The sequence below is a fragment of the Streptomyces sp. BK79 genome (assembly GCF_044142145.1).
Lineage (GTDB): Bacteria > Actinomycetota > Actinomycetes > Streptomycetales > Streptomycetaceae > Streptomyces.
In genome coordinates this window covers 116715-129938 of sequence record NZ_JBHVOC010000007.1, presented here as the reverse complement: position 1 = coordinate 129938, position 13224 = coordinate 116715, and the positions used below count along the sequence as shown (strand labels likewise).

Annotated in this window: 13 protein-coding genes; 6 read left to right on the top strand and 7 right to left on the bottom strand. The window is 74.0% G+C overall.

Annotated elements, in window-relative coordinates:
* Positions 1-51: 51 nt before the first annotated feature.
* On the top strand, positions 52-591 hold the full coding sequence (gene def / locus ACFIF2_RS10810) for a peptide deformylase (protein WP_395572333.1): 540 nt from the start codon (positions 52-54) through the stop codon (positions 589-591).
* A 49-nt stretch (positions 592-640) separates the two neighbouring features.
* Here the strand turns inward: def and ACFIF2_RS10805 are convergent, their stop codons facing one another.
* On the bottom strand, positions 641-1297 hold the full coding sequence (locus ACFIF2_RS10805) for a TetR family transcriptional regulator (protein ID WP_395572332.1): 657 nt from the start codon (positions 1295-1297) through the stop codon (positions 641-643).
* Between the two features lie 168 nt (positions 1298-1465).
* Here ACFIF2_RS10805 and ACFIF2_RS10800 point away from each other — a divergent pair, with 168 nt between their 5' ends.
* Positions 1466-2692, top strand: a complete 1227-nt coding sequence (locus ACFIF2_RS10800; protein WP_395572331.1) for an acyl-CoA dehydrogenase family protein — start codon at positions 1466-1468, stop codon at positions 2690-2692.
* Between the two features lie 63 nt (positions 2693-2755).
* Here ACFIF2_RS10800 and ACFIF2_RS10795 read toward each other — a convergent pair whose 3' ends face one another.
* The 6 genes from ACFIF2_RS10795 to ACFIF2_RS10770 form a co-directional block, all read right to left on the bottom strand.
* Complete coding sequence (locus tag ACFIF2_RS10795) at positions 2756-3976, bottom strand: cytochrome P450 (protein ID WP_395572330.1); 1221 nt, start codon at positions 3974-3976, stop codon at positions 2756-2758.
* A 112-nt stretch (positions 3977-4088) separates the two neighbouring features.
* Positions 4089-4325 carry a DUF6213 family protein gene (locus ACFIF2_RS10790; RefSeq protein WP_395572329.1) on the bottom strand — a complete coding sequence of 79 codons (237 nt, stop codon included), beginning with the start codon at positions 4323-4325 and terminating at the stop codon, positions 4089-4091.
* A gap of 25 nt (positions 4326-4350) precedes the next feature.
* Complete coding sequence (locus tag ACFIF2_RS10785) at positions 4351-5736, bottom strand: NADP-dependent succinic semialdehyde dehydrogenase (RefSeq protein ID WP_395572328.1); 1386 nt, start codon at positions 5734-5736, stop codon at positions 4351-4353.
* Between the two features lie 78 nt (positions 5737-5814).
* On the bottom strand, positions 5815-6309 hold the full coding sequence (locus tag ACFIF2_RS10780) for an NUDIX domain-containing protein (protein WP_395572327.1): 495 nt from the start codon (positions 6307-6309) through the stop codon (positions 5815-5817).
* Complete coding sequence (locus tag ACFIF2_RS10775) at positions 6306-7844, bottom strand: ATP-dependent DNA ligase (RefSeq protein ID WP_395572326.1); 1539 nt, start codon at positions 7842-7844, stop codon at positions 6306-6308. Before ACFIF2_RS10775 ends, ACFIF2_RS10780 begins: the two co-directional genes overlap by 4 nt.
* Before the next feature lie 367 nt (positions 7845-8211).
* Positions 8212-9216: an NAD(P)/FAD-dependent oxidoreductase gene (locus ACFIF2_RS10770; protein ID WP_395572325.1), complete on the bottom strand. Its 1005-nt coding sequence runs from the start codon at positions 9214-9216 to the stop codon at positions 8212-8214.
* Between the two features lie 62 nt (positions 9217-9278).
* On the opposite strand from ACFIF2_RS10770, the gene ACFIF2_RS10765 reads away from it, so the two are divergent.
* The 4 genes from ACFIF2_RS10765 to ACFIF2_RS10750 all read left to right on the top strand — a co-directional run bounded on the left by ACFIF2_RS10765 (position 9279) and on the right by ACFIF2_RS10750 (position 13213).
* A complete protein-coding gene (locus ACFIF2_RS10765) occupies positions 9279-9851 on the top strand; it encodes a helix-turn-helix domain-containing protein (protein WP_395572324.1) in 573 nt (190 codons plus the stop codon).
* Between the two features lie 118 nt (positions 9852-9969).
* Positions 9970-10950: an NADPH:quinone oxidoreductase family protein gene (locus ACFIF2_RS10760; RefSeq protein WP_395572323.1), complete on the top strand. Its 981-nt coding sequence runs from the start codon at positions 9970-9972 to the stop codon at positions 10948-10950.
* On the top strand, positions 10947-12128 hold the full coding sequence (locus ACFIF2_RS10755) for an acyl-CoA dehydrogenase family protein (RefSeq protein WP_395572322.1): 1182 nt from the start codon (positions 10947-10949) through the stop codon (positions 12126-12128). The genes ACFIF2_RS10760 and ACFIF2_RS10755 overlap by 4 nt, the downstream gene beginning before the upstream one ends.
* A complete protein-coding gene (locus ACFIF2_RS10750; protein WP_395572321.1) occupies positions 12125-13213 on the top strand; it encodes an acyl-CoA dehydrogenase family protein in 1089 nt (362 codons plus the stop codon). Before ACFIF2_RS10755 ends, ACFIF2_RS10750 begins: the two co-directional genes overlap by 4 nt.
* Positions 13214-13224: the final 11 nt, after the last annotated feature.

The window sequence follows — 13224 nt, the reverse complement described above, 5'->3', positions numbered from 1 at the left end:
CGGCGGTGGGCGCGTGCCGCCGGGGAACATACGGACCTTACTCTTGCCGCCATGCAACACGGCTCCATCCCGGGCGCCCACGGGCGCGTCCGGCCCCTCAGTCTCCTCGACGACCCCGTCCTGCACGCGCCCTGCGACGAGGTGACGGACTTCGGTCCACAACTCGCGGCGCTCGTGGAGGACTTGTTCGCGACCATGTACGCGGCCCACGGCGTGGGTCTGGCCGCGAACCAGATCGGCGAGCCGGTACGCGTCTTCGTGTACGACTGCCCGGACGACGAGGACGTGCGCCACCTGGGCCACGTGGTGAACCCGCGGCTGGCCGGGACGGACGGGGTGGTGGTGCGCGGGCCGGAGGGCTGCCTGTCGCTGCCGGGCCTGGAGGCCGGGACGGAGCGGTACGACGAGGCGGTCGTCACGGGTTTCACGGTGACCGGTGAGCCGGTCACCGTGCGCGGGACGGGCTTCTTCGCCCGGTGCCTCCAGCACGAGTGCGACCACCTGGAGGGCCGGGTGTACGCCGACCGCCTGTCGGGCCGGCGCCACCGCAAGCTGATGCGGCAGGTGGCGCGGGCGTCCTGGCGCCGTTGAGCGTCCGCTGGGCGTCCTGCGGGCCGCGGCCCGGGGCGCTCGGCGCGCGTCAGAAGCCCGGGCCGCCCGCCTTGTCGCCCGCCTCGGCGAGACGGCCCCACAGGAGGTCGGCCAGGCTGCGGACCAACTCCGCCCGGGAGCAGGGGCGTTCGCCCAGCCACCAGTCCCCGGCCGCGTGCATCATGCCGACGATGCCGTGCCCCCACACCCGGGCGAGCTGCTGGGTGCCCGGTCCGACGTCGAGGCGCTCCTCGATGACCTGGGCCAGTTCCTCGCCCATGCGGCGCAGCAGCGGCGCGGTGTGCTTGCCGATGTCGAAGCCCTGGTCGGCCTGGTCGCCCGGTGCGGTGCCGCCCTCCGCCGGATGCATCAGGAAGCGGTACACCTGCGGGCGGGCCTCGATCGCCGCCAGATACGTGTCCAGGGTGGCCTCGACGCGGTCCCGCCGGTCCGCCGGGGCGTCCAGGGCGGCCCGCAGCGAGGCGAGGAGGGCGTCCGTGTGCCGCTTGGCGAGGGCGGCGTACAGTCCGCTCTTGTCGCCGAAGTGCCGGTAGAGGATCGGCTTGGTGATGCCGGCCTCGGCGGCGATGGCGTTCATCGAGGCCTGTGGTCCGTCGCGCAGCACCACCCGGTCGGCGGCCTCCAGCAGCTCGCGCCGGCGGCGGTCGGCGGACCGCTGTTGGTCGGTCCGCTGCGTGGTGTCCATGTGCTCTCCCCACCCGTGCTGTTTCGGTGACGCCTGCGCAAACTAACACCCGCGGGCCGCCGGGCATCGAACGGGAGGGCGACGGGGCCTCGGGAGTTGACTTTTCCTACCCACGGGTAACAGACTCGTGTTACCGCAAGTAACACGCAGTGCGTCACTGGAGGGGACATGGCCGAGTTCACCATGGAGCTGAGCGACGAACAGAAGGAGGTCCGGGACTGGCTGCACGGCTTCGCCGCCGACGTCATCCGTCCCGCCGCCGCCGAATGGGACGAACGTGAGGAGACTCCCTGGCCGGTCATCCAGGAGGCCGCCAAGGTCGGCATCTACTCCCTCGACTTCTACGCCCAGCAGTACTTCGACCCGACCGGCCTCGGCATCCCGATGGCGATGGAGGAGCTGTTCTGGGGCGACGCGGGCATCGCCCTGTCCATCGTCGGCACCGGCCTCGCCGCCGTCGGCGTCCTCGCCAACGGCACCGAGGAGCAGATCGGCACCTGGATCCCCCAGATGTACGGCGACGCCAACGATGTCAAGGTCGCCGCCTTCTGCTCCTCCGAGCCCGACGCCGGCTCCGACGTGGCCTCCATGCGCACCCGTGCCGTGTACGACGAGGCCAAGGACGAGTGGGTCCTCAACGGCACGAAGACCTGGGCGACGAACGGCGGCATCGCCAACGTCCACGTCGTCGTCGCGGTGGTCGACGCCGAGCTGGGCTCCAAGGGCCACGCCTCCTTCATCGTCCCGCCGAACACCCCGGGACTGTCCCAGGGCCAGAAGTTCAAGAAGCACGGCATCCGCGCCTCGCACACCGCCGAGGTCGTCCTCGACAACGTGCGCGTCCCCGGCTCCTGCCTGCTCGGCGGCAAGGAGAAGCTCGACGCCCGCCTCGCCCGCGCCCGGGAGAAGGCCAGGAAGGGCGGGGAGCGGGTGAAGAACGCCGCGATGGCCACCTTCGAGGCGTCCCGCCCGGCGGTCGGCGCCATGGCGGTGGGCACGGCCCGCGCCGCGTACGAGGTGGCGCTGGAGTACGCCCAGACCCGCGAGCAGTTCGGGCGGCCGATCATCGACAACCAGGGCGTCGCCTTCCAGCTCGCCGACATGCGCACGTCGATCGACGCGTCGCGGCTGCTGGTCTGGCGGGCCTCCTGGATGGCGATCAACGGCAAGCCGTTCACGGCGGCCGAGGGATCGATGTCCAAGCTGTTCGCGAGCGAGACCGCCAAGAAGGTGACCGCCCAGGCGGTGCAGATCCTGGGCGGCAACGGCTACACGCGGGAGTACCCCGTGGAGCGGATGCACCGCGACAGCGCGATCTACACCATCTTCGAGGGCACCAGCGAGATCCAGCGGCTGGTCATCGCCCGGACCCTGGCGGGGATGCCGATCCGCTAGGAGAAACCCCGCCGGGCCGGGCCCGTGCGCGCGTGCCGAGCGGTCGCCCCACAGGGCCGCCGCTCACCACGTCACGGGCAGGGCCTCGGGCCCACGGATCAGCGCGCCCTTCTTGAACGGCACGTCCTCGGGCGGCACCGCCAGTCGCAGCCCCGGCACCCGGTCCAGGACGGCGCCCACCAGCAGCTCCGTCTCCAGCCGGGTCAGCATGCCGCCGGGGCAGTGGTGCGGTCCGGAGCCGAAGGACAGGTGCGGGTTGGGGCTGCGGGCGAAGTCGATGGTGTCGGGGTCGGGGAACACCTCCGGGTCACGGTTCGCGGCCAGGTACGACACGTAGACCGCGTCGCCCGCCCGGATCCGCACGCCCCCGACCTCCACGTCCGCCAAGGCGATCCGGGACAGCCCGACCGCGTTGCGGTGGGGGATCCAGCGCAGCAGCTCGTCGACGGCCCGGGGACGGATCTCCGGCTCCGAGCGCAGGCGTTCGGCGAGTTCCGGACGGGTCAGCAGCAGGTAGAACATCTGCCCGATGTTGTTGGTGACCGCCTCGCCGCCGAGCTGGAGCAGGACGGCGAGCCCGACGGCCTCTTCCAGCGTGATCTCGCCCCGGCCCACGGCGGCGCCCAGCAGCGAGGTCACGTCCTCGTCGGCGCTGTCGGCCCGGAGCGCGACGAGACCGGCGAAGCAGGCGCTCATCTCGCGCTTGGCCCGTTCGCTGACCTCCGCGCCGTGCGAGGCGGACAGGACCAGCCGGGTCCAGGTGCGCATGCGGTGCCGGTCGGCGGCCGGAACGCCCATCAGCTCGCAGGTCACCGCGATGGGGAAGGGGCTCAGCACCGCCTCGGTGAGGTCGGCGGGCGGGCCGGCCCGCAGCATGGCGTCGAGGAGTTCGCCGAGCATCGCGCGGGAGCGGGCCCGTACGCGCTCCACCCCTCGGGCGGTGAACGCGGCGGCCACCGAGCGGCGCAGCCTCGTGTGATGGGGCGGGTCGAGGAAGCCGACCGCGCCGCGCGCCGGGACGAAGTGCGGGGCGATCCGGGTGACCTGCCGGTCCATGACGGCCTCGCGGCCGAACCGGGGGTCGTCGGTGACCCTGCGGACGTCGTCGTGGCGGGTCACCAGCCACGCCCAGCCCTCGCCGCCGGGCAGCGAGACGCGGGTGACGGGCCCTTCGCGCATCAGCTCGGCCAGGACGGGGTCGAAGTCCGTGCCGGGCAGGTCGACGGCCGGCCAGTCGCGGACCGGCGGAACGGTTCCGGCCCGGTCGATCGTGTCGTCACTCACGCTTGCCTCACGCCTCACGCCTCACGCCTCACGCCTCACGCCTCACGCCTCACGCCTCACGCCTCACGCCTCACGCCTCGCGCCTCACGCCTCGTCGGCGGTCTGCGGTGCCTCAGGTGGACTGGCCGCTGCTGTGGGCGATGCAGGCCACGTCGATCCGGTCGGCCAGCTTGGCGAGTTCGATGGTGAGCGCCGCGACCGTGTCCTCGTCCAGACTCGCCTCGCCGGCCTCCACCAGCCGCAGCCATCTCCCGCCCACCGTGCGCAGCAGCTTGCTCACGTCGGACGCGGCGACCTGGAGCGTGCCGCGGTCGTCGACGATCAGAGGCAGGGTCACTTCGCGGTTCACAAGGGGGATCGTAGTCGCGGAAGGCTCACGCTCCGTGCCATACGGTGGTGATGTTGCAGAACTCCCGGATTCCGTGCCCGGACAGCTCACGCCCGTACCCCGACCGCTTGACCCCGCCGAACGGGAACGCCGGATGGGACGCCGTCATCCCGTTGACGTACACGCCGCCCGCCTCCAGATCCCGAACGAAGCGGTCCACGTCGGCGTCGTCGCGGGTCCACACGTTCGAACTGAGCCCGAAGTCCGTGTCGTTGGCGATCAGCACCGCCTCGTCCAGGTCGGCCGCGCGGTACAGCGTGGCGACCGGACCGAAGGCCTCCTCGCGGTGGATGCGCATCCCGCGGGTCACACCGGCCAGCACGGTCGGCGGGTAGTACCAGCCGGGACCGTCCGGGCGTTCGCCTCCGCACAGCACGTCCGCGCCGCCGCGTACCGCGTCGTCCACCAGCTCCACGAGGTCCTTCACGCCCTGCTCGCTGGAGAGCGGGCCGACCTCGGTCTCCTCGTCCATCGGGTCGCCCACCCTCAGCGCCCTCATGCCCTCGGTGAAGCGGGCGGCGAAGGCGTCGTACACGTCCGTGTGCACGATGAACCGCTTGGCGGCGATGCAGGACTGCCCGGCGTTCTGCGTGCGCGCGGTCACCGCGACCTCGGCGGCGCGCTCGACGTCGGCGGACGGCATGACCACGAACGGGTCGCTGCCGCCCAGCTCCAGCACCGTCTTCTTGATCATCTCGCCGGCGGTGGAGGCGACCGCGCGGCCGGCCGGCTCGCTGCCGGTGAGGGTGGCGGCCCGCACGCGCTCGTCGCGCAGGACGTCGTCCACGGCCGCCGAGCCGATCAGCAGGGTCTGGAAGCAGCCCTCGGGGAAGCCCGCCCGGTGGAACAGGTCCTCCAGGTACAGGGCGGTCTGCGGCACGTTCGAAGCGTGCTTGAGCAGCCCGACGTTGCCCGCCATCAGCGCCGGTGCCGCGAACCGGATCACCTGCCAGAGCGGGAAGTTCCACGGCATCACCGCGAGCACCGGGCCGAGCGGGCGGTAGCGGACCAGGGCGCGGGAGGCGCCGGAGTCCTTGACGTCGGACGCGGCGGGCTCCTCGTCGGCGAGCAGCTCCGCCGCATGGTCGGCGTACCAGCGCATCGCCTTGGCGCACTTGGCGGCCTCGGCGCGGGCCTGCTTGACCGGCTTGCCCATCTCGGTGGTGATGACCTTGCCGATCGCCTCCTGGTCCGCCTCCAGGAGGTCGGCCGCCCGGCGCATCAGCCCGGCCCGCTCCTCGAACGACGTCGTGCGGAACGTGCGGAACGTGGCCTCCGCGAGCTGGAGCCGGCGCTCGATCTCCTCCTCGCCCATGGCCTCGTACGTCCTGAGCGTCTCGCCGTTCGCCGGGTTCACCGTCGCGATGGGCATGGCCGTCCTCCCTGGTGCGGGCTCGTGCTGTCGACCTTGGCGCGCGGCGTGGGGTGCCGCAACGCGGGCGGGTCCGGTTCAGTGCCGGTCGTCGCCGGTCACGTCTCGTCCGTTCGAGTGCTCAGCCAGCCGGTCGAGAAACGCGGCCTGCGCCTTGACGATCACCTCGCGCGCCTCGTCCACCGGGAACCACGCCACCCGGTCCAGCTCGGGGAACTCCTCGGTCCGCCCCGACCTCGGCGGCCACTCCATGCGGAAGGTGCCGGGGACGACCGTCGCCGGGTCCAGGTCGGCCTCGACGGCCCACACGGTGACGACCTTGCCGCCCGCCTGCCGCACCTCGCCGAGCGGGACGGCCTCCCCGCCCTCCGGCGGCGCCAGCCCCAGCTCCTCCTCGAACTCGCGCCGGGCCGCGTCCCAGGCCGGTTCGGCGGGGTCGTACTCGCCCTTCGGGACGGTCCACGCCCCGGCGTCCCGGCGCGCGTAGAAGGGGCCGCCCATGTGCCCGAGCAGCACCTGGAGGCCCCGCTCCCGGCCGCGCCGGAAGAGCAGCAGGCCCGCGCTGCGCCTCACGGGGCCGCCTCCGGGTGCGCGGCGAGCAGGGTCTCCACCGTGTCCGCGTCCTGGGGCCGCTTGTCCTCGCGGTAGCGGAGCACGCGCGCGAAGCGGAGGGTGACGCCGGCCGGGTAGCGGGTGGAGCGCTGGAGGCCGTCGTAGGCGATCTCGACGACGAGTTCCGGGCGTACGGTCACGCCCCAGCCGTGCTCCTCGACGGCCAGCTCCTGAAGGCGCTCGGTCTGCCAGGCCAGCAGCGCGTCGGTCATGCCCTTGAAGGTCTTGCCGAGCATGGCGAAGGAGCCGTCGGCGGTGCGCGCGCCCAGATGGAGGTTGGAGAGCTTGCCGGTGCGCCGGCCGTGGCCCCACTCGGCGGCCAGCACCACCAGGTCGAGGGTGTGGACGGGCTTGACCTTCAGCCAGGACGCGCCGCGCCGGCCCGCGCTGTAGGGGGCGTCGAGCCCTTTGACCACGACGCCCTCGTGACCGCGCCCCAATGTCTCGGCGAGGAACTCCTCGGCGGACCGCGTCCCGTCGGGCCCGTCCACCAGGGTCCGCCGCACCCGCGTCGGTTCGGGGACCAGCCGGGCCAGCTCGGCGTGGCGTTCGGTCAGCGGCAGGTCGAGCAGATCGCGGCCGTCGACGGACAGCGCGTCGAAGAACACGACGGAGACGGGCACCGCCCGCGCGGCGGTGGCCACGTCGGTGCGGGAACCGACCCGTCCGGCGGTCTCCTGGAAGGAGCGGGGACGTCCGTGCGCGTCGAGGGAGATCACCTCGCCGTCGAGCACGAACCGCTCGCCGGGCAGCGCGAGGGCCGCCGAGGCGACCTCGGGAAGCCGGTCGGTGATGTCGTCCAGGGTGCGGGTGTAGAGCCGCACGGTGTCGCCGTCCCGGTGCACCTGGACGCGGATGCCGTCCAGTTTCTCCTCCACCGCGCAGGCGCCCAGCCTGCCGACGGCCTCGGCGACCGAGGAGGCGCTGTGGGCGAGCATCGGCAGCACCGGCCGGCCGACGGTCAGCCGGAACCGCTCCAGGGCGCCGGGCCCGTCGGCGAGCAGGGCCTCGGCCACCGCCTGGAGCGAGCCCGCGAGCATCACCGCCCGCCGTACGTCCGCCGGGGGCGCGCCGGTCGCCGCGGCCAGGCCCTCGACGGCGGCCGCGTCCAGGGCGCCCTGCCGGACCTCGCCGGTGAGCAGCCCGAGCAGGAACCGCTGCTCCTCCTCGGTGGCCGCGCCCATCAGCTCGCCGACCTGCCGCGTCCGCTCGGCCAGCGCGCCCGCGCCGGACACCGCGGCGAGCCGCGTGAGCCGGGCGTCCACCTCGCGCACGGTCAGAGCCGGCTCGGCGGCCGGCGCGACCGGGCGGCCCAGCACCTTCCAGCCGACGCCGATCCGGCCCTGGGGGAGCCGTCCCGCCAGATACGGGATGACGATCGGCACGTCCGCCGCCTCCGCCTGACGGAACAGCTCCGCGAGCAGGGCGGTCTTCCGGGACCGCGCCGAGGTGGCGGCGACCTCCCGGGACACCTGGGCCAACCGGGCGAGCAGCATGCAGCCATGGTGCACCGGACGGGGCGGGGTCACACCCGCGGAAACGCGGGGGGCGGGGTCGGGTCGGGCCGCGTGGGGGACGGCCGGCTCGTGCTGGCGGGGTGTGGTCGTGTGGCGTCGGGGGGGGCGGAACGGCCCGTGCTGGTGGTTCGGCCGGCCCGCGCAGCGGGGATCCGGCCGCCCGCGCCGTCGTCGGACGGTCTCGGGGTCGCCGTCCTTGCCGCCCCGCCGCCCCGCCCCGCCCCGCCGTGGCGAGGTGGCGGCGCGGCGCCCGTACCGTCCAGGCCCCGCGCTGCCCCGCGCTGCCCCGCGCTGCCCCGCGCTGCCCCGCGCTGCCCCGCGCTGCCCCGCGCTGCCCCGCGCGGCCTCACGCCGGGCGGGGCCCGCCCGTGAGGGTCGCGTCCAGGTCCGACATGATCAGGTCGCCGACGACGGCCGCCGCGGCGCGGTAGCCGCCGCTCGCCGCGTGGACGACCTGCTCCCCGAAGCCCATCGCGTTGCCGGCGGTCCACACGCCGGGCGCGCTGGTCCGGCCCGTCGGATCCACCACCGGGTAGGCACCGAACGGCGTCTCCTGGAGTTCGGCGCCGAGCCGCTCCATCAGACCGGTCCGGGGGACGGCCCTGGGGGCGGTGAAGACCACCGTGCGGTCGTGCGTGGTGCCGTCGGCCAGCCGGACCCCGGTGAGCCGGTCGTCCTCGATCCGCAGGCCCGCGACCTCGCCGGGCACCACCTTGACCCCGGCCGCGGCGAGCCGGCGCAGGTCGTCGTCGGACAGTTCCTCCTCGGCGACCGTGTGCAGGAAGAGGGTGACGTCGTCGGACCAGCCGGACACCATCAGCGCCTGGTGCACGCTGAGCGCGCTGGTGGCGAGGACGCCGAAACGCTCGTCGCGCACCTCCCAGCCGTGGCAGAACGGGCAGTGCAGCACGTCCCGGCCGAACCGCTCGGCGACGCCGGGCACCGCCGGCAGCTCGTCCCCGAGCCCGGTGGTGACGATCAGGCGCCGGGCGCGCACGGTCCGCCCGCCGGCCAGCTCCACCGCGAAGCCGGCGCGGCTCCCGACTCCGTCCCCGGCTCCGTCCCGGGCCACGTCCACCGCCCGGTCCCGGACGAGTTCCACGCCGTACCGGGCGATCTCCTCCCGGCCGAGGGCCAGGAACTCGGCCGGCGACATGCCGTCCCGGGTCAGGTAGCCCTGCATGTGGGCCGAGGGCGCGTTGCGCGGCTCCCCGGCGTCGACGACCAGGGTGCGCAGCCGCGAGCGGCCCAGGACGAGCGCGGCGGACAGTCCCGCCGCGCCGCCGCCGACCACCACCACGTCGTACTCGCCGGTCAGGTCCTTGTTCTGGGTCACGGTGACCACCTCCACGTAGAAGGTCGCCCGGGAAGTACGGGATTGACAAATACATTTGCCGGTTCTGCAATAAGTGCATGACTGCAGACGACGTTCTCGCCGGAGTCGGGCCTCGGCTCCGCCAGCTGCGCAAGGAGCGGGAGGTGACCCTGGCCGCGCTGTCCGCGACGACCGGTATCTCGGTGAGCACCCTGTCCCGGCTGGAGTCGGGGCTGCGCAAGCCGAGCCTCGAACTCCTCCTGCCGATCGCCCAGGCCCACCAGGTGCCGCTGGACGAGCTGGTCGGCGCCCCGCCGGTCGGCGACCCCCGGGTGCGGGCCGAGCCGATCGTCCGCCACGGCCGCACCCACTGGCCCCTCACCCGCCAGCCGGGCGGCCTCCAGGCGTTCAAGGTGCTGGAGCCCCGGCGCAAGGAGGAGCCGGACCCGCGCACCCACGAGGGCTACGAGTGGCTGTACGTCCTCTCCGGGCGGCTGCGGCTGGTGCTTGGCGACCATGACGTGGTGCTGGCGGCGGGGGAGGCCGCCGAGTTCGACACCCGGGTGCCGCACTGGTTCGGGTCGACGGGGGAGGGGCCGGTGGAGTTCCTCAGCCTGTTCGGCCCGCAGGGGGAGCGCATGCACGTACGGGCGAGGCCGACCGCGTCCTGAAGACCCCGAAGGTCCGCCGCCCGGAGCGCGGGACCGCCCGCGACTGTTCCCTGATCGGCAAGCGACCGCTTAGTATGCGGTGGACCCGGTCGGACGACGCAGTCGGTGGAGGCCCCGCATGCAGGCATGGCAGGTGCACGAGAACGGCGAACCGGGCGAGGTGATGCGCCTGGTGGACGTGGCGCCCCCGACGCCCGGCGAGGGCCAGGTCCTGCTGAGGGTCCGCGCCGCGAACATCAACTTCCCCGACGCGCTCCTGTGCCGGGGCCAGTACCAGGTCAGGCCGCCCCTCCCGTTCACGCCGGGCGTGGAGATCTGCGGCGAGACCGAGGACGGGCGCCGCGTCCTCGCCAACCCGGCGCTGCCGCACGGCGGCTTCGCCGAGTACGCCCTCGCGGACGCCCGCGCCCTGCTGCCCGCCCCGGACGCCCTGGACGACGCCGAGGCCGCCGCCCTGCACATCGGCTACCAGACCGGCTGGTTCGGCCTGCACCGGCGGGCCCGCCTGGAGGCCGGCGAGACCCTGCTCGTCCACGCCGCCGCCGGCGGGGTCGGCAGCGCGGCCGTGCAGCTCGGCAAGGCCGCCGGAGCCACCGTCATCGGTGTCGTCGGCGGCGCCGAGAAGGCGGCCGTCGCGCGGGAGCTGGGCTGCGACGTGGTCGTCGACCGGCGCGCCGAGGACGTCATCGCCGCCGTGAAGGAGGCCACCGGCGGCCGGGGCGCCGACGTGATCTACGACCCGGTGGGCGGTGACGCCTACGCCCAGTCCGCCAAGGTCGTCGCCTTCGAGGGCCGGATCGTCGTCGTCGGCTTCGCGAGCGGCACGATCCCGAGCCCCGCCCTGAACCACGCCCTGGTGAAGAACTACGCGATCCTCGGCCTCCACTGGGGCCTGTACAACACCAAGAACCCGAAGCTGGTCCAGCACTGTCACGAACAGCTCACCGAACTGGCCGCGCGGGGCGCGATCAAGCCGCTGGTGAGCGAGCGGGTGCCGCTCGCCGAGGCCGCCGGCGCCGTGCAGCGCGTCGCCGACGGCAGGACGACCGGCCGCGTGGCCGTCGTACCGCAGAACGTGGAAGAGGGAGCCGCCGCATGACCGACGCAACGGAACTGCGCCGCCGCACACAGGAGTTGCTGGCCGCGTACCCGCCGGCGACCACCGGCCGCCCGGAGTTCCTCCAGGCCCGTTTCGACGCCGGGCTCGCCTGGGTGCACTACCCGGAAGGGCTCGGCGGGCTCGGCGCACCCCGCTCCCTCCAGGCCGTCGTGGACGCCGAGCTGGCGGCCGCGGGCGCCCCCGACAACGACCCCCGGCGCATCGGCATCGGCCTCGGCATGGCCGCGCCGACCATCCTCCAGTACGGCACCGAGGAGCAGAAGCGCCGCCTGCTGCGGCCGCTGTGGACCGGCGAGGAGGTCTGGTGCCAGCTGTTCAGCGAGCCGGGCGCCGGGTCCGACCTCGCGGCGCTCGGCACGCGGGCCGTCCGCGAGGGCGACGACTGGGTCGTCAACGGGCAGAAGGTGTGGACCTCCAGCGCGCACCTCGCCCGCTGGGCCATCCTCATCGCCCGCACCGACCCGTCCGTGCCCAAGCACCGGGGCATCACGTACTTCCTGTGCGACATGACCGACCCCGGTGTCGAGGTCCGGCCGCTGCGCCAGATCACCGGCGAGGCCGAGTTCAACGAGGTCTTCCTCACCGACGTCCGCATCCCCGACTCCCGCCGCCTCGGCGAGGTCGGTGACGGCTGGCGGGTCGCGCAGACCACGCTCAACAACGAGCGCGTCGCCATCGGCGGCACCCCGATCCCCCGCGAGGGCGGCATGATCGGCAAGATCGCCGCGACCTGGCGGGAACGCCCCGAGCTGCGCACCCACGACCTGCACCAGCGGCTGCTCGGCCTGTGGGTCGAGGCCGAGGTGGCCCGGCTTACCGGCGTACGCCTGCGCCAGCAGCTGGTCGCCGGCCAGCCCGGCCCGGAGGGCGCCGGCATGAAGCTGAACTTCGCCCGCCTCAACCAGGAGATCAGCGGTCTGGAGGTGGAACTCCTCGGCGAGGAGGGCCTGCTGTACGACGACTGGACGATGCGCCGCCCCGAGCAGGTGGACTTCACCGGCCGCGAAGCCGGATACCGCTACCTGCGGTCCAAGGGCAACAGCATCGAGGGCGGGACCAGCGAGGTCCTGCTGAACATCGTCGCCGAGCGCGTCCTGGGCCTGCCCGCCGAGCCGCGCACCGACAAGGACGTCGCATGGAAGGACCTCGCCCGATGAGCGCACAGCCGGAACCCGCTCTCCTGTACTCGGAGGAGGAAGAGGCGCTGCGCGCCGCCGTCCGGGACCTGCTCACCGACCGCTGCGACCCGGCGGGCGTCATCGCCCGCATCGAGTCGGCCACCGCGCACGACGTGTCCCTGTGGAAGGCGCTCACCGACTCGATGGGCCTCGCGGGCCTGCTGATCCCCGAGGAGCTGGGCGGTCAGGGTGCCACCCACCGGGAGACAGCGGTGGTGCTCGAGGAACTCGGCCGCGCGGTAGCGCCGGTGCCCTACCTGACGAGCGCCGTCGTCGCCACCGAGGCGCTGCTGTCCTGCGCCGCCGACGACCTGCTCACCGAACTCGCCTCCGGCACGACCATCGCCGCACTCGCCGTCGGCCTGCACGTCGCGCCCGGCGGCACCGTCCCCCAGGCCCGGATCGAAGGGGGGCTCCTGCACGGCGAGTTGACCGGCATCGCCGACGCGGCCGCCGCCGACGTGCTGCTGGTGCCCGCGGACGACGGGGGGCTGTACGCGGTCACCGCGGCCGACGTGACCGTCACCCACCAGGTCTCCCTGGACCTGACCCGGCCGCTCGCCCGCGTCACCCTCGACGGCGCGCCCGGGCGCCGGCTGGGCGACGCCGGACCCGCCGTGCGGCGCGCCCTGCGCACCGGTGCCGGACTGCTCGCCTCGGAGCAACTCGGCCTCGCCGACTGGCTGCTGACCGAGACCGTCCGCTACCTCAAGGAGCGCAAGCAGTTCAACCGGCAGGTCGGCGGCTTCCAGTCCCTCAAGCACCGGCTCGCCCGGCTGTGGCTGGAGGTCGCGGGCCTGCGGGCCGCCGCCCGCAACGCGGCCGACGCGCTGGCGACCGGCGCGGACACCGACGTGGCCGTCGCCGTGGCCCAGGCGTACGCGGCCCAGGTCGCCGTGCGCGCCGCCGAGGAGGCCCTGCAACTGCACGGCGGCATCGGCATGACGTGGGAGCACCCGGTCCACCTGTACCTCAAGCGCGCCAAGGCCGACTCGATCGCCTACGGCACGGCGGGCACCCACCGGGAGGCGCTGGCCGGCCTGGCCGACCTGCGAGCCCCCTGACGTCCGGCCGA